Source organism: Caballeronia cordobensis (assembly GCF_001544575.2).
GTDB classification, from domain to species: domain Bacteria; phylum Pseudomonadota; class Gammaproteobacteria; order Burkholderiales; family Burkholderiaceae; genus Caballeronia; species Caballeronia cordobensis.
The window spans coordinates 103,450-119,402 of sequence record NZ_FCNY02000014.1 but is presented as its reverse complement, the minus strand read 5'-3'; the positions used below and the strand labels follow the sequence as shown (position 1 = coordinate 119,402).

Here is a 15,953-nt window from a genome sequence, read left to right as displayed (position 1 = left end):
CTACCGACGGAAATCCTGGTTGCAGACCTGGTGGAACGAACATGCGCATCCTGTTGGTTGAAGACGATGACCTTATTGGCAGCGGCCTTGAAGCAGGTCTGCGCAATGCATCATTCGCGATCGACTGGGCGAAAGACGGACGCCACGCCAAACTTGCGCTGTCGACGACGCACTACGACATGGTTGTGCTCGACTTGGGACTGCCCGGTCTTACGGGAACGAGTTTGCTCGCTCAGTTGCGGGCAGAAGGCAACCTCGTACCCGTTCTCGTCCTGACGGCGCGGGACACCGCCGAGGACCGCATAGCGGGACTGGACGCCGGCGCCGACGACTATGTCGGAAAGCCTTTCGACCTCGGCGAGGTCATCGCGCGCTGTCGCGCGTTGATGAGACGCTCGCAGAACCGCGCCGCAGAGAAGCTCGTATGGCACGACCTGACCGTGGATCCGGCGGCGATGACCGTCATGAAGGGTGATGCGCTCCTCCCACTCACCTCACGCGAATTCAGCGTACTGGTTCACCTGCTCGTGCACGTTGGCGAACCGCAACGCAAGGCAAAAATCGAGGAAAGCATCTACGGCTGGAATGAGGAGGTGGAGAGCAACGCCATCGAGGTCTATATCTCTGGGCTCAGAAAGAAAATCGGCATGGACGCAATTCGAACCATTCGTGGAGTGGGTTACGTGATGGAGAAACCATGAACTCGAGACAGCCGTCGATTCGAAACCGTTTGATGTCGCTTGTCCTGTTGAGTGTCGGGCTCTCGTGGGCCGCAATGTTTATATGGAGCTTCCACGCGGCGCGTCATGAAGTGACCCAGTGGGATGAAACGCGACTGATCCAGCTTGTTCCGCTGCTTTCCCGACTTGACGCCGACGATCTGGCAAAGTTGGCAGCGCATGGTATCGATGCCCGTAACGAGATTCCCGATCATGCTCGTTCCGTTGAACATGATTCTGATTACGGCGACCGGTTTGTGCACGTTCATGTCATCGGGCCGGATGGCGGTACGATCGCCAGAAGCAGCGATTTTCCCGTTAGCGACTTCGCCGCCTATCCTACTAACGGAATCACGGAGGTCGATGCGGCAAACGGAAGGTGGCTGCTATACACCGCTCGCGATGCCCGAAGCGGGAGAACCATCAGCCTCATGGAACCTGTCAACGAACAGAGCGACCTTGTAAGCGGCGTGGCGGCACGCATCGCACGACCCGTTCTCCTCATCCTTCCCGTCATGATGGCTTTGGTCTGGTTCAGCATCGGGTTTAGCCTGCGACCCCTTGCGTCGCTCTCGAAGGCAGTACAGGCTCGAGACGGCCGGAATCTTCGCCCTATTGAAATTGCGCGGTCGCCGAGCGAATTTAGCGCGGTCGTGGCGGCAACGAACGGCCTCCTCGAGCGTCTACGCATGTCGCTCGCTCGAGAGCGGACTTTCACGGCCGATGCAGCGCATGAACTGAAGACACCCCTTGCCGCCATCAAAGTGCAGGCCCAGGTCGCCATGGCTTCGGACGATGCGGGTCAACAACGTCTGGCGCTTGAGCGGGTGGTTCTTGGGGTAGACCGGAGCGCTCGTCTCGTCGAGCAATTGCTGTTGCTTGCGCGTCTCGATGAGGAGGCCGGGATCAACGTGTCAAAGCTCGCACTTCGCGATGTTGTTGCCGAGGCGATAGCCTTCAGACGGCAGGCGGCCCATGACAAGTCGATAAGTTTGCGAATCTCGGGCGACGAACGAGCGGAGGTCTACGCGGACCGGGTTCTCCTGCGGGTGCTAGTCGACAATCTGCTCGACAATGCGATCAAGTATGGCAAGACCGGAGGGATGGTCGATTTCAACCTGGGCATGGATGCGCAATCGGTTCGTTTGACAGTTCGTGATGATGGCCCTGGCGTAAGTCCTGAGGAGATGAACCGCCTGACCGACCGATTCTTCAGGGGCTCGTCTGCGACAGCAAGTGGCAGCGGATTGGGCCTGTCTATCGTTTCCCGTATTGCAAGTCGATGCGGAAGCGAGATGAGGCTCGACACTGGCCTCAACGGACAAGGGCTTGGGGTTTTGGTTACGTTCCCCGTCGCCCCAAGCTCCAGCAATCTGCCGGTCTCTTCAAGCAACCCGTCTGCTCACGACGACCGCACAGCAGTGGCGTGACGCCCTTCACCTAACGTCGAATGACAAATTCCTTGCGGGCCAGACGAAGATAGAGAATCACGAGTGCAAGTGAGGGACAACTGCTATCGACGAGCACGGGGCGGCCGAAGCCTGCGTCGAAGACATTCTGACATTCGAGGGCTCGCCGAAACGCTCGCATTGCTCGATGCCTGACAGCCATGATGGAAACGGCGAGACTGCATACCGCGATAAGCCGGAACAAGGAGCCTTCAAAGATGGTGTCGGACATGTGAAAGATCAAAACCGCAATCACAATGCCTCCGTTGATACAGACAGCCACAATAGAAGCGGTCATGAGATAGGCGCGCAGCATATCAACGGTAGTGCGACTCATGCTCATTTTGACTCCCCTCATCAACGCACGTCGCAACATGGACTTCGCAGAATGAATGCTAGGGAATCGAACCTGAAGCAAAGCTTAAAAGAGTGGCGGGATATGAGGACTCGCAGACAAGTGCGCGTCGATGCACCGAGCGCTCAAATCGCCTTCAGTTGAAAAAGAAAACCCCACGTCGAGAAAACGTGGGGTTGGTCAGCAGTCTGAAGCCGCTTCTTCGTGCAAGCGGCTCTTTTTAGCGCGGGTGAGTCCACCTGCAGGTCATGCCGTCCTGCCCGAAACCGGGTCCTCCTGCGAGCGCATCAACACATCCAGCACCTCGCGCGCCGTGTTCTCCGAATGCTCACGCAGAATTCGCGGCAAATCGCGATGCGCAGGATCTTCGAGCGCGGCAAGAATCGCCTCGTGCTCGCTCGCGGACTCCGCCCAACGCAAGGTATCCGCGTTGGCCGCGCCGCGCGCACGATGCACCTTCGACATGAGCGTCGAATACACGCCCGCGAGCACCGGATTGGCCGCGGCGTCGACGATCGCCTGGTGGATCTGCTGATTCAGCTTGAAGTATTCGACCCGCTTGCCGGCCTGGTGATACTCGACCATGCGCCGATGCCGGGCCGCGATCGCCGCGACTTCGTTATCCGTGATGCGCCGGCTCACCAGTTCACCCGCCATCGCTTCGAGACCATGCAGCAGTTCGAAAGTCGCGGCGAGATCGTCGAGGTCGATTTCGGCCACGCGATAACCGATGTATTGCCGATGCGTCACCCGCCCCTCCGAGGTCAGCACCTTCAGCGCCTCGCGCAATGGGGTCTTCGAAACGTCGAAGGCCGTGCTCAGTTCCTTTTCGTCGATGCGCGCGCCGGGCGGCAGTTCGCCCTCGTCGATCATGACGCGCAGGCGCGCGGCGATCTCCGCAGCCATGCCGCGGGTGCGCAAAAGAAGGGGATTTTTGTTCGTCTGGTTCATCGTAGTGCAAGCTTATCACGAAGTTGGTGAAAACCCTGCACCGAGATCGTGCCAGTCAAATTTCAATAAAACCAAGCGTTTACACTGTTTGTAATTATAAATTTCTAATCCTATACTCTGTCCAACGTTGCGCGACGTCACGAAAACATCCGCCTATCCAGGAGCCCGTTCATGTCTTCAACATCCGGTGTTGCCGCAATGACGGTGGGCAAGTCCACCGTCCGCTGGAAGATTTTCGTCGTCATGCTGAGCCTCATCGCGATCAACTACATCGACCGCGCGTCGCTGTCGGTCGCGATGCCGCTCATTTCGAAGGAGTTCGACATCGGTCCGGCGATGGAGGGCCTCATCCTCTCGTCGTTCTTCTGGACCTATGCGGTCATGCAGATTCCCGGCGGCATGCTCGCCGACCGCTTCAAGCCGCGCATCGTGATCGCCTCCGCGACCGTCTTCTGGGGCTTCTTCCAGGCCATTGCGGCGGTCTGCACGAACGCGCCGAGCCTGCTGCTCACGCGCCTCGGGCTTGGCGCATCCGAAGCGCCGATCTACCCGGCGGGCGGCAAGCTCAACGCGATCTGGATGACGCAGACCGAGCGCGGCCGCGGCGCCACGCTGCTCGACGGCGGCGCACCGCTCGGCGCGGCATTGGGGGCGATCCTGATCACCGGCCTCATCGCCATGCTCGGCTCGTGGCGGCTCGCGTTCGCGGTGGCGGGCATCGGCACGGTGCTCGCGGGCATCCTCGCTTGGTCCTACGTGCGCAATACCCCTCGCGAGCATCCGGGCGTCAACGAACTCGAAGCCGCGTATATCGAGGAATCGCACGCCCGCGACGCCGCCGCCGAACCGTCGTCACTCTCCGGCCGCTCACGCGACTTCTTCAAGTACCGCTCGGTGTGGTGCATGTTTTTCGGCTGGATGTGCTTCAACAGCGTGTTCTACGGCCTGCTCACGTGGATGCCCAACTACCTGCACATGGTTCACGGCTTCGACATCAAGCAGATGGGCGGTTCGAGTTTCATCATCTTCTTCAGCGGCTTCGTCGGCGAGCTGATCGGCGGATGGATCGCGGACAAATGGAAGGCGGCCGGTGGACGTCCGAATGTCGTGATGCGCACGCTTTTCAGCATCGCGGCGGTCATCGCAACGGTGTCGATCTTCTCGGTGGCGTATGTGACGAATGCCGTGGCGGTCGTCGCCCTGCTCTCTTCGACGCTCTTCTTCCTGCGCTGGTGCGGTCTCTACTGGTGCATTCCGTCGTCGCTCGGCACGCGCAACAAGATCGGCTTTCTCGGCGGCTTCATGAATCTCGGCGGCAACATTGGCGGCATCGCGGTGCCGATCATCGTCGGCGCGATCGTGCAGTTCACGCACTCCTACTTTCTCGCGCTGATGTTCTTCGCGGCGGCCGGCGTCGGCTTGCTTCTGTGCTCCAGCGCCATCGATTACGAAAAGAAGATTCCCGTGTAAGCGGAATCGCCAATGCAGCAACGCTTCGCTCAATTCACACCAGAGATATCACGATGAAAAAACGCACCTTGCTCGGCATGCTCACGCCTTCGTCCAACACGTCGCTCGAACCGCTCACGAGCGCGATGGTTTCGGGCTTGCCCGGCGTGTCCGCGCATTTCGCGCGCTTTCCGGTGACGGAGATCTCGCTCGCGGATCACGCGCTCGGCCAGTTCGACGATTCGAAAATCCTGCAGGCGGCGCAATTGCTCGCCGATGCCAAAGTCGATGTGATCGCATGGAACGGCACGTCGTCGGGCTGGCTCGGCTTCGAAGCCGACGAGCGCCTGTGCCGCCGCATCACGGAAGCGACGGGCATTCCGGCGACGACTTCGGTTCTCGCGCTGAACGAAATACTGAAGAAGACCGATGCGCGCGAGTTCGGCCTCGTCACGCCTTACCTCGACGACGTGCAGGAGAAGATCATCGCGAACTATCGCAGCGAAGGCCTTGACTGCATCGCGGAGCGGCATCTGAACCTGAAGGTCAACTTCTCGTTCTCCGAAGTGCAGCCTGACGAAATTCGCCGCATGGTGCGCGAAGTGGCGAAGGACAAGCCGCGCGCGATTTCCATCTTCTGCACGAACCTCAACGCTGCGCATCTCGTGCCCGAGCTCGAAGAAGAAACCGGCATTCCGATCTACGACACCATCACGACGGTCGTATGGAAATCGCTGCAACTCGCTGACTACGACACGCGCAGCGTGAAGGGCTGGGGGCGTCTCTTCAGCGACGTCATCTAAAGGGACATGCCATGTCGAACGATCTCGATTTCGTGATTCGTCACGCCGACGTCGTCACTGCGTCGGACCGCTTTTCGTGCGACATCGGCATTCGCGACGGCCGCGTGGCGATGCTCGGGCAAGGCCTGCCGGGCGCGCCGCGCGAACTCGACGCGAGCGGGATGCTGGTGCTGCCGGGCGGCGTCGACGGCCACTGTCACCTCGATCAGCCGATGCCCGATGGCCTGCGCATGGCCGACGACTTTCTCACCGGCACGCGCTCCGCGTTGTGCGGCGGCACGACGACGGTGATCCCGTTCGCCGCGCAGGCAAAGGGGCAATCGCTGCAAGCCGCCGTCGACGACTATCACGGCCGCGCCGAGGGACGCGCGATGATCGATTACGGTTTTCATCTGATCGTCGCCGATCCGACGCCGCATGTGCTCGCGGAAGAATTGCCGCGTCTGATCAAAAGCGGCTACACGTCGTTCAAGGTCTATATGACTTACGACGATCTCAAGCTGAACGACCGTCAGATGCTCGACGTGCTCACCGTCGCGCGCGAGCATGGCGCGCTCGTGATGGTGCATGCGGAGAACTCCGACTGCATCGGCTGGCTCACCGAGCGATTGTTAGGCAAGGGCCTGCACGCGCCGCACGCACACGCGCTCGCGCGGCCGGCTGTCGTCGAACGTGAAGCGACGCATCGCGCGATCGCATTCGCGGAACTGGTCGATGTGCCGATACTCATCGTGCACGTATCCGGCGCGGATGCGATCGAGCAGATTCGCTGGGGCCAGTCGCGCGGACTGCCGATTCTCGCTGAGACGTGCCCTCAATACATGTACCTGACCGCCGACGATCTCGGGCACGGCGAATATGAAGGCGCGAAGTGCGTTTGCAGCCCGCCGCCGCGCGACCCGGCGAATCAGAACGCCGTGTGGAAAGCGTTGCGCCAGGGCGTGTTCTCGCTCGTGTCGTCCGATCATGCGCCCTTCTCTTATGACGATCCGCAAGGCAAGAAGCCTGGCGGCAAGGAAGTATCGTTCGATCACATTCCGAACGGGATTCCCGGCCTCGAAACGCGTTTGCCGCTGCTTTTCAAGGGCGTGAAGGACGGGCGCATCTCGCTGCATCAGTTCGTCGATCTCACCGCGCTTGCGCCAGCGAAGCTCTACGGCCTCTATCCGAGGAAAGGCACCATCGCGGTCGGCGCGGATGCGGATATCGTCGTGTGGGACCCGGAAAAGCGCGTGACCATCGCCAATTCGACGCTGCATCACGCGGTCGATTACACGCCGTATGAAGGTATTGAAGTCACGGGATGGCCGCGCCATTGCTTCTCGCGCGGCGAACTGCTCGTCGAAGACGGCAGGCTCCTCGACGTGAAAGCCGGACGCGGACGGTTCCTGCCCGCGGGGAAGCCTAATCTCGAATGACATCAGGAGCATGCGATGAAGCTACGTTTGTTATCGCTGACAGCGGCGATGTTGTGCATCACGGCGCACGCGGCGCACGCGGCGGATAAGGACATGCCGACGGTCGTGCCCGAATCCATCGGCGTCGATTCCGCGCCGCTCGTGCGCATGTCGGCATGGATGCGTGCGGACAAGATGGATGTGCGCAGTCTCGTCGTCGTGAAGGACGGCAAGATCGTGTTCGAACGTTATGGCGACGGTCTCACGCGCGACAACAACTACGAGCTGTATTCGGTCACGAAGACCATCACGTCGCTGCTCGTCGGTGTGCTCGAAGGCGAAGGCAAGTTGAATCCGTCGATGAAGGTCGCGCCGCTCATCGCCAGGGCGCGACCCGATCTCGCATCGCAACTCGCGGACAAGCAGGACATAGAACTGCGTCATTTGATGTCGATGTCGAGCGGCCTCAGTTATCAGACGCGCGAAGGCACCGATCCGCTTTACTACGGCGCCCCGGATCGCCTGCGCGTGGCCGTGACGGCGCGTGCGGCGAAGACGCCCGGCACCGACTTCGATTACATCGACGTGAATCCGGTGCTCGTCGGCACGGCCGTCAGCGTGGCCGCGCACGAACGCGAGGACCGTTTCGCACAGAAGAGGCTGTTCGAGCCGCTCGGCATGTCGCATTACCGCTGGACCGGCGTCGATGAAACCGGCGCTGTAGCGGGCGGCTGGGGCTTGCGGCTGCGCGCCGTGGACATGGCGAAGATCGGCATGCTGATGCTCGACAACGGCCGCTGGCAAGGCAAACAGATCGTGCCTCAGGCATGGATCGAACAGATGACGACGCCCTCACCCGCCGCCGCCGATTACGGCTACTACTGCTGGATTCAGCATGTCGTCGAGAAGGGCCAGCCTGAATTCGGCGCGATGGGCTTCAAGGGGCAGTTCATCACCGTCTTGCCGAAGCAGCACGCGGTGGTCGTGATGACGAGTCTTCTTCCGACCGATGGCGGCCTGCGCGACGCGACGTATCTCAATCGATATCGCCACATGGTCAACGATTTCATTCTGCCCGCGCTGACGCCGGCGACGCGCCCGGTCGTCACGGCATCGAAGACCGAAGCGCTGAAGAACGAGCTCGAACGCAGCAACAAGACGCAAGGCGTGCCCGGCACGGCAGCCGCATTCAACGACACGCCGGAGACGTGACCATGAAAGGACCTTTGCTGTTCGCGGGCGTCGTCGCGATCTCGCTTGCGAGCGCGCAGGCAGCGCCGCTGCACGAAGCCGGGCTCGCGCAGGCGCAGCCCGAAGATGCGAATGTCGATTCGCACGAACTCGTGCGCCTCTCGCAGTGGATTCGGGACGAGAAGCTCGATATCTACAGTCTGCTCGTCGTGAAAGACGGCAAGCTGATTTTCGAGCGCTATGGCGCGGGCGCATCGCGCGATTCGAACTACGAGCTGTACTCGGTGACGAAGTCCGTCACGTCGATGGTGGCGGGCATGCTCATCGCCCAGGGCAAGGTCAGTCTGGACGATTCGGTCGCGACCCGCCTCGCCGCGTGGCGTCCCGACTTGCGCGCCGATTTCGCCGACAAGCGCAATGTCGAACTGAAGCACCTCCTGTCGATGTCGAGCGGGCTGCATTACGACTTCAGGCCGAAGGACGATCCGATCTACTACGCCGCGCCGGACCGGTTGAAGCTCGCGGCGGAAACCAGTCCCAAGGCCGCGCCCGGCTCGCAGTTCGAATACACCGACATCAATCCGATTCTCGCCGCCGCGATGCTGAGTGCAGCCGCGCACGAACCGGTCGAACAGTACGCGCAGGCGAAGCTTTTCGGTCCGCTCGGCATGAAGCACGCCGTGTGGGAACGCGCCGACCGCTCGGGTCTCGTCTCGGCGGGTTGGGGTTTGCGATTGCGCGCGGTCGACATGGCGAAGATCGGCATGCTCGTGCTCGATCATGGCCGCTGGCAGGGCCGCCAGGTGGTGCCTGAGGAATGGATCGCGCAGATGACATCGCCCGCGGTCGCGCCGTACTTCGGCTATTACTGGTGGATCAACAACGTCGTGCAGAGCGAGCCGGAGTTCGACGCCATGGGCTTCAAGGGGCAATTCATCACAGTGCTGCCCAAGCGCAACACCGTGATCGTGATGACGAGCGTGATGTCGGTGGATGGCGGATTGCGCGACGCGAAGAACCTTCAGCAATTCCGGCATATGGTGAACGGTTATGTGATTCCGGCACTCGACAACCGGCGTCATGCGCAACCGTCCGCGCGAGCTCGCGCGCAGATGGATCGCGAGCTCGCGGTCAGTGCGCAGACGCAAGGCATACCCGGCGCGCAGGTTGATCCAACGGATATGCCGAGGTAACGAATCCGCCCATCTGGTTGGTGCAACTACGATCCAAGTCCAGCGCGAGGCATGTCGAGCGCGCCGTCCGCATCGGGCGAAATCGGTTTCGCTCGCGCACGGCAGGCGCCCGCGCAGAAGATGCCGACGGCCGAAAGCCCCGCGGGCAACGCCAGAACGAGATAGAGCGCGGCATTAGACCAGCCCGCCGACAACATCAACGCGCCGCCGAACGATCCGGCGATCGCGCCGATGCGCCCCACGCCGAGCGCCCACGCAACGCCCGTCGCCCGGCTCGATGTCGGATAGAAGCCGGACGCGATGACGTTCGCGCAGACCTGCGAGCCGCTCACGCAAAACCCCGTCACGAAGATGCCCGCCGCCAGCCACCACGCGGAGCCCGCGGCCGCCAGCGATGCCACCGCGGCCGCGCCGACGAGATACGCCGCGCTCACGACCTTGTAGGCATCGAACCGGTCGATCAGGACGCCCAGCACGATCGCGCCGAGCACGCCGCCGCCTTGCAGCAGGCCCGCGAACACCGACGCCTGCTTGAGCGACAAGCCCGCTCTCGCGCCGAGTATCGGCAGCCAGTTGATCAGCATGTACAGCAGCAACAGGCTCATGAAGAACGCGAGCCACAGCAGCAGCGTGCCGCGCCGATAATCCGCATCGAAGAGACGAGCGACCGGCGAAGCACTGGCGCGTTCGCCCGAGGTGAAATAGCGCGTGTCGGCGGCCGCGCGATCCGGCGCCACGCGCTTCAGGATAGCCGCGATGCGTGCTTCGTTCCCCTTGCCGAGCGCGAGAAAGCGCACCGATTCCGGCAACGCGAACCACAGGACGGGCACGAGCATCAACGGAAGCAGTCCGCCGATAACGAGCACTCCGCGCCAGCCGAACTCCGCGACGAGATACGCTGTCACCACGCCGCCGAGCGCGGAGCCTAATGAGAAGCCGCAGAACATCAAGGTCAGCAAGGTGCCGCGCCGCCGCTCGGGACTGAATTCGGATGTGAGCGTGATCGCGTTCGGCATCGCGCCGCCGAGTCCGAATCCGGTGAGAAAGCGCAGCACGACCAGCCACTCGATATTCGGCGCCGCCGCCGATCCGAGGCACGCCGCGCCGAACCACGCCACCGACAGGATCAGCACGCCGCGCCGCCCGATGCGGTCGGCAAGCGGGCCGCTCAGAAAGGCGCCCATCATCAGCCCTAGAAGACCAGCGCTAAAGAGCGGTCCGAGGGCGATCACGGACAGGTTCCAGTCGCTGCGCACATGCGGCGCGATGAAGCCGATGATCGCGATATCGAATCCATCCAGCGCGACGATCAGAAAGCACAGCACGCCGATCATCACCTGAAAGCGCGACACGCGCGCATGGTCGATGATGTCGCGCACATCCAGCGGCTCGCGCCGCGATTCGTAAGCGTCCATGAAGTCTCCCTGAAGTGATGCTCACGCGTGCGCGGATTGAGCCTTGCATGCGGCAATGGCCTCGACCTGTTCGATGAACGCGGGATCGCGTTCGCGCAGGTCTGCGTGGCTGACTCGCCCGGTGCGACGCATGTAGTCGTAGGCGAAGCTCACGGGATCGAGATTCATGCGCGTATCGACGGACTCGTACCAGTCGAGACTCTTGCGCGCCGCATCCTGAAAGCGGTTCGACGCGTCCCTTCGGCTTTCCTCGAAGGCGGCGAAAGCGGCGGGAACGTCATCGCGATGCAACGAGAGCGATTCCGCGAGCGCGATGGCGTCCTGCATCGCCATGCGCGTGCCCGAGCCGAGCGAGAAATGCACGCTGCGCAGCGCATCGCCGAGCAGCACGACCTTGCCGTGCGACCAGCGCGCATTGCTCACCACTTTCGCCTGGAACCATTGCGAGCGGTTGGTCAGCAATGACTCGCCTTGCAAGTCGTCGGCGAAGACGTTTTCGCAGAACGCGCGGCTCTCGTCTTCGGTCGCATGATCGAGCCCGCAACGCTGCCACGTCTGCGGATCGACTTCGACGAGAAACGTCGAATGCGTCTTGCTGTACTGATACGCATGCGCGATGAAAACGCCGTGCGGTGTCTCGCGGAAAATCAGCGACACCGGATGAAACAGGCGCGTCGTGCCGTACCACGCGAACTTGTTGCGCCGTTCGTCGAAGCTCGGCTGGAAGTGCTCGGCAAGACGCGCGCGCACTTCGCTGTTCACGCCATCGGCGGCGACGACGACATCGTAATCGTCAAGCGTGGCCGGATCGTTCACGCAACTGTTGTAACGCACATCGACGCCCGCATCGCGGCACGCCTCTCGCAACACGGTCAGCAAATCAATGCGCGATGTGCGCGAGAAATGATTGTTCGACAGCCGCACCGGCACGCCGCGATGCACGACCTCCATATAGTCGCAGCGCTCGTGATGCGCCGTGAACTTGCGGAAGAACGCTTCGTCGGCCTCTTTCAGAAAACTCAGCGCGACATCGGAGAACACGACGCCCCAGCCGTATGTCGCACCGGCCTCGTTGCGCTCATGAACGACGATCTCGTCGCCGGGATGACGCTGTTTCATCAGCATCGAGAAGTAGAGTCCGGCGGGGCCGCCGCCGATCACCGCGATTTTCATGGTGTACTCCTTAATATTCAGAACAATTGAATGCGGTCTCGCCGAGCAGCGCGCCGGCATTCGGCACGATCGGCGCTAGGCCCAGATGATCGAGCATCTGACGCGTCGTGCAGACGGCCGTCGACGTCACCGGCACGCCAAGCCTGTCCTGCGCGGTCTGAATCGCCGCGAGCGACGGCATCTGCACGCACGCGGACAACACGACCGCATCCGCGTTCGCGATACGAAGGCGCTTCACGTCGTCGAGCAATTGCAGCGGATCGCGTCGGCCGACTTCGAGGTTGTCGGGAATCTCGAACGAAAGCGCATCCAGCACTTCGATGCCTTCCTCTTCGATATACGCAACCACCGCCGCCGTCAGCGGCTTCATGTACGGCGCCATCAGCGCGATCCTGCGCGCGCCCATCGCCTTCAGACCGGCGACGAGCGCACCGGCTGACGTCATCACGGGCGCCTCGCAATGGTTCTCGCGTGCGATGCGGCGCAGGTCTTCCTCGACCTGCCGGTGATAGCCCGGCCCCATCGCCATGATCGCGACGAGACACGCGGTGCTCATCACGTCGACGCGCGCATCGGCGAGTTCGGCCGCGCAGCGCAGGCCCTCGCGATTCATCGCTTCGAGTTCTTCCTTGACGACGCGATGCATGCGCATGCGGCTCGAATGAAACGTGAAGCGTTCGGGCAAGATGGCTTCCCGCGCGCGCAGCATCGCGGGGATTTCGGTTTCCATCGTCGTGTTCGAGCTCGGCACGATCTGGCCGATTCGATACGTTCGGGACACTGCCTGAATCATTGCGTTTCTCCAGCGTAAGGTTGTTCTGTACACCGCGACCGATATCCTTCGAGCGCGTCGCGCAAGACGGCGGGCATCTCGATCGATTCGCGCGCGTCGCGGCGGATGCAGACCGGCGTGAGACGCGCGATGAACGCGATCTCGCCATCGGCCATGCGCGCGGTGATGACCAGCGTGAACGTGCGCGTGCGGATCGCATCGACTTCCACGGTGGCGTCGAAGGTTTCGTCGGGTTTGAGCGAGCGGCGAAAATCGAATTCGAGCGCGCGCGTCGGGGTACCGAAGCCGTGATGATTCTTGACCGCCTGCGGCGCGCCATCGAAGAGAAAGCCGTAGAACAGCTCGGCGAACGAGATGACGTAATCGGAAAACGACGCCGTGTAGACCACGCCCGCCGGATCGCATTCGCCCCAGCGCACGCGGCGGCGCACGACGAACGGTTGCGTGCCGGCCACGTATTCGGTGCAGATCATGCGTCCTCCCTGGCACGAGCCGCATGCTCATTGGCGAGACGCGCGGCGACGTCGTGGCGCAGAGCCGCCTTGTCGACCTTGCCGACGCGCGTCACCGGAAACTCGTCGACGATCTCGATGCGCTCCGGACACTTGAATTTCGCGAGCCCCTGCGCGACGAGAAAATCGGCAAGCTGCCGCACGGTGGGCGCGGCATGGTCCGCACGCAGGATCAGATAGGCGCAGGCCTTCTCGCCGTAGAGCGCATCGGGCATGGCGACGAGCTTCGCGTCGGCGACCGCGGGATGATGGCTCACGTAGGCTTCGACTTCCTCGCAGCCTATCTTCTCGCCGCCGCGATTGATGTTGTCGCGCAGCCGCCCTTCGAACGCGAAGCAACGTACGCCGTCGATGACCCTTTGCGTCACCATGTCGCCGGTGCGCACGAAGCCATCGGACGTCAGCGTCTGCGCGCTCGCCTCGGGCGCGCGAAAGTAGCCGCGCAGGCTCGACGGTCCGCGAAAGCACAGCTCGCCCGCCTCGCCGTCGGGCGCGGGATCGTCGGAGCCTGGCACGAGCACGCGGATCTCGTCGGCCGCGCTGCCCGACAGCCCCTGCGTGAAGTGCCGCAAGCGCGCGGCATGCGCCGGACCCGCGCCGAGCAGCAGCCCTTCGGTCGTGCCGTACAGGTTGAAGCATGGCACGCCGAGATGCGCTTCGAGCGAATCGGCGCGGCTCATCGTGCCGAACAATTGCAGCGACGACAGATCGTGCCGCGCGATCTCCTGATACGCGATCATCTGCGGCGCGACCGGCCCGATGGACAGCCCGTGCGTCACCCGATGCGTTTCGATGAGTTCCAGCATCCGCGCGATGTCCACGCGCGGCATCAGCACGGTCGTCGTGCCCGCGGCGACCGTCGAGACGAGCGCATACAGTTGACCCGCGTTGTGCAGCAGCGGCAGCGACCAGATCATGCGGCTCGCCTCGCTCATGCCGATATGCCGCATCCAGTCGAGCGCGTGGCCGATGTACTCCGCATGAAAGCGCGGGATGATCTTCGGCACGCCGGTCGTGCCGCCGGAAAGCTGGAAGCTCAGCACGTCCTCGCTGCCGATGCGGATATCGGCCAGCAGGGCGCGCGCACGCGCAAGCGGCATCGACTCGATGAGCGCGTCGATCGCGTGAGCGCCCTCTTCACCCTTGCCGCGCGCAACGATCAGTTGTTCGAGCGATGCGATCCGTCCGAACATCTGCCGCGCGAAGCCGACGAGATCGAATGCGGAGAAATCCGCCTGCACGAAGTAGCCGCGCGGTTCGGACTGCGCCGCAAGCTGGCCGATCTCGACCTCGCGATACTGCGGCACCGCGCACACCGGCACGATGCCCGCCTTGTAGGCGCCCATCAGCGCAACGGCCGTGTCGATGGTCGTACCCATCTGGAAGATCGCGCGATCGCCCGGCACAAGGCCGGTTTCGATGAGCGCTGCGCCGAGCCGCTCGCTGCGCGCGTCGAGTTCCGCGAAGGTGATGGTGGCTTCGTCGGAAATGTAGGCGGGCCGCTCGGGCATGCGCGCGGCGGTGGCGCGCAGCGCGTCGCCGAGCGTCATGTCGCGCCATGCGCCCGATTCGAAATAGCGTTGCGCAAGCTCGGGCGGACAATAGATCACGCCGTCGATCGGATGAAAGATGCCTCTCATGGTGGGTGTCTCCTGCCTATCCACGTGCCGTTTCAAACGCGCGGCGCGATGCGCACGACATCGCGGTCGTAGCATTCGATGCGTCCGTTCAGTCCGCCGGTGAAAAGTCCGTACCAGACGGCGGGCTTCAGGCCGAGCGCGCGGCGCTCGAACGAAACCGGCTCCGTGGCGCTGATCACCGTGTAATCGCCCTGGTCTTCGACGCGGCACGTGTCGAGCTTGCGCGCGGCGTCGATCAGCGTCGAGAACTCCGGCACGTTGAGCACGAATATTTCGAGCGCCTTCTCGTCCGTCTCACGGCTTTCGCTCAGGCGCGCCGCCTTGCGCGTCCAGACTTCATCGATACATGTCGCGCCATTCTCTAGCTCGATTGCCGCTTCGAGCGTGGCTGCGGCATCGCGTGCATCGAGCGGCGCGAGCGCGCGCAGCTTGCGCGTGATCTCGATGAAATAGCCGTTCGGATCGCGAAAGTAGATCGACTCGATCACTTCGTGCGCCGTTTCCACCGACACGTCCACGCCGCGCGCCTCCAGTCGCGACTTCCACGCCTGCAGTTCGTCTTGCGTATCGACGAGCCAGGCCGTGTGCGTCGCATCGAATACGTGATCGTCGGGGCGCGGAGGATGCGCCGCTCTGCCGTTCAGCGTCTCGGGCTCCTGGCTTCCAAGGTAATGAAAGAACGCGATCGTGCTGCCGTTGCCGCTGTCGAAAAAGAAGTGAAGGAAATCGGGATGCGTCGCGGGGCCCCATCCGCGCGCGGAAATCGTGTGAATCAGAGGCAGGCCGAGCACGTCGCGATAGAACTCGACGGTCTCCTTCAGTCTCCAGGTCGGCCGCGCCGTGTGATCGACGCCGCGCAGGCGCAAGCTCAGATCGGCGGCGGGAATGTCGCTCATCTTCATGTCGGTACTCCG

At 62.7% G+C, this 15,953-nt stretch carries 15 protein-coding genes; 7 read left to right on the top strand and 8 right to left on the bottom strand.

What is annotated here, in order from left to right:
- The first annotated feature begins 41 nt into the window (after positions 1–41).
- Complete coding sequence (locus tag AWB70_RS25405) at positions 42–701, top strand: response regulator (RefSeq protein ID WP_045450563.1); 660 nt, start codon at positions 42–44, stop codon at positions 699–701.
- Positions 698–2,149 (top strand): ATP-binding protein, encoded by a 1,452-nt coding sequence (locus AWB70_RS25400; RefSeq protein WP_053568191.1) that lies wholly within the window; start codon positions 698–700, stop codon positions 2,147–2,149. Before AWB70_RS25405 ends, AWB70_RS25400 begins: the two co-directional genes overlap by 4 nt.
- 10 nt (positions 2,150–2,159) lie before the next feature.
- On the opposite strand, the gene AWB70_RS25395 is transcribed toward AWB70_RS25400, so the two are convergent.
- The gene (locus AWB70_RS25395; RefSeq protein ID WP_143281702.1) at positions 2,160–2,504 is read right to left on the bottom strand and encodes a hypothetical protein; all 345 of its coding nucleotides are present in this window, start codon (positions 2,502–2,504) and stop codon (positions 2,160–2,162) included.
- A gap of 264 nt (positions 2,505–2,768) precedes the next feature.
- Positions 2,769–3,428 carry a GntR family transcriptional regulator gene (locus tag AWB70_RS25390; protein WP_053568193.1) on the bottom strand — a complete coding sequence of 220 codons (660 nt, stop codon included), beginning with the start codon at positions 3,426–3,428 and terminating at the stop codon, positions 2,769–2,771.
- A gap of 216 nt (positions 3,429–3,644) precedes the next feature.
- On the opposite strand from AWB70_RS25390, the gene AWB70_RS25385 reads away from it, so the two are divergent.
- Genes AWB70_RS25385 through AWB70_RS25365 form a run of 5 tightly spaced genes read left to right on the top strand, consistent with a single transcriptional unit; the run spans position 3,645 to position 9,506 of the window.
- Positions 3,645–4,943, top strand: a complete 1,299-nt coding sequence (locus AWB70_RS25385; protein WP_014191416.1) for an MFS transporter — start codon at positions 3,645–3,647, stop codon at positions 4,941–4,943.
- A 53-nt stretch (positions 4,944–4,996) separates the two neighbouring features.
- Entirely contained in the window at positions 4,997–5,725 is a 729-nt protein-coding gene (locus AWB70_RS25380) for a maleate cis-trans isomerase family protein (protein WP_014191417.1), read from the top strand.
- Between the two features lie 11 nt (positions 5,726–5,736).
- Positions 5,737–7,143 carry a dihydropyrimidinase gene (hydA, locus tag AWB70_RS25375; RefSeq protein ID WP_053568194.1) on the top strand — a complete coding sequence of 469 codons (1,407 nt, stop codon included), beginning with the start codon at positions 5,737–5,739 and terminating at the stop codon, positions 7,141–7,143.
- 15 nt (positions 7,144–7,158) lie between these two features.
- The gene (locus AWB70_RS25370) at positions 7,159–8,334 is read left to right on the top strand and encodes a serine hydrolase domain-containing protein (protein WP_053568195.1); all 1,176 of its coding nucleotides are present in this window, start codon (positions 7,159–7,161) and stop codon (positions 8,332–8,334) included.
- Positions 8,335–8,336: 2 nt separating this feature from the next.
- Positions 8,337–9,506, top strand: coding sequence for a serine hydrolase domain-containing protein (locus AWB70_RS25365; protein ID WP_087086341.1), 1,170 nt, complete (start codon positions 8,337–8,339; stop codon positions 9,504–9,506).
- Between the two features lie 26 nt (positions 9,507–9,532).
- Here AWB70_RS25365 and AWB70_RS25360 read toward each other — a convergent pair whose 3' ends face one another.
- The 6 genes from AWB70_RS25360 to AWB70_RS25335 are packed head-to-tail and all read right to left on the bottom strand — an operon-like array spanning position 9,533 to position 15,935.
- Entirely contained in the window at positions 9,533–10,921 is a 1,389-nt protein-coding gene (locus AWB70_RS25360) for an MFS transporter (protein WP_053568197.1), read from the bottom strand.
- Between the two features lie 21 nt (positions 10,922–10,942).
- Positions 10,943–12,094 carry an FAD-dependent monooxygenase gene (locus AWB70_RS25355; protein ID WP_053568198.1) on the bottom strand — a complete coding sequence of 384 codons (1,152 nt, stop codon included), beginning with the start codon at positions 12,092–12,094 and terminating at the stop codon, positions 10,943–10,945.
- 10 nt (positions 12,095–12,104) lie between these two features.
- Positions 12,105–12,887: a maleate cis-trans isomerase family protein gene (locus tag AWB70_RS25350; protein WP_053568199.1), complete on the bottom strand. Its 783-nt coding sequence runs from the start codon at positions 12,885–12,887 to the stop codon at positions 12,105–12,107.
- Positions 12,884–13,360, bottom strand: a complete 477-nt coding sequence (locus tag AWB70_RS25345) for an acyl-CoA thioesterase (RefSeq protein WP_053568200.1) — start codon at positions 13,358–13,360, stop codon at positions 12,884–12,886. The genes AWB70_RS25350 and AWB70_RS25345 overlap by 4 nt, the downstream gene beginning before the upstream one ends.
- On the bottom strand, positions 13,357–15,039 hold the full coding sequence (locus AWB70_RS25340; RefSeq protein ID WP_053568201.1) for an AMP-binding protein: 1,683 nt from the start codon (positions 15,037–15,039) through the stop codon (positions 13,357–13,359). Before AWB70_RS25340 ends, AWB70_RS25345 begins: the two co-directional genes overlap by 4 nt.
- Before the next feature lie 32 nt (positions 15,040–15,071).
- Entirely contained in the window at positions 15,072–15,935 is an 864-nt protein-coding gene (locus tag AWB70_RS25335) for a VOC family protein (RefSeq protein WP_053568273.1), read from the bottom strand.
- Between the last annotated feature and the right edge of the window lie 18 nt (positions 15,936–15,953).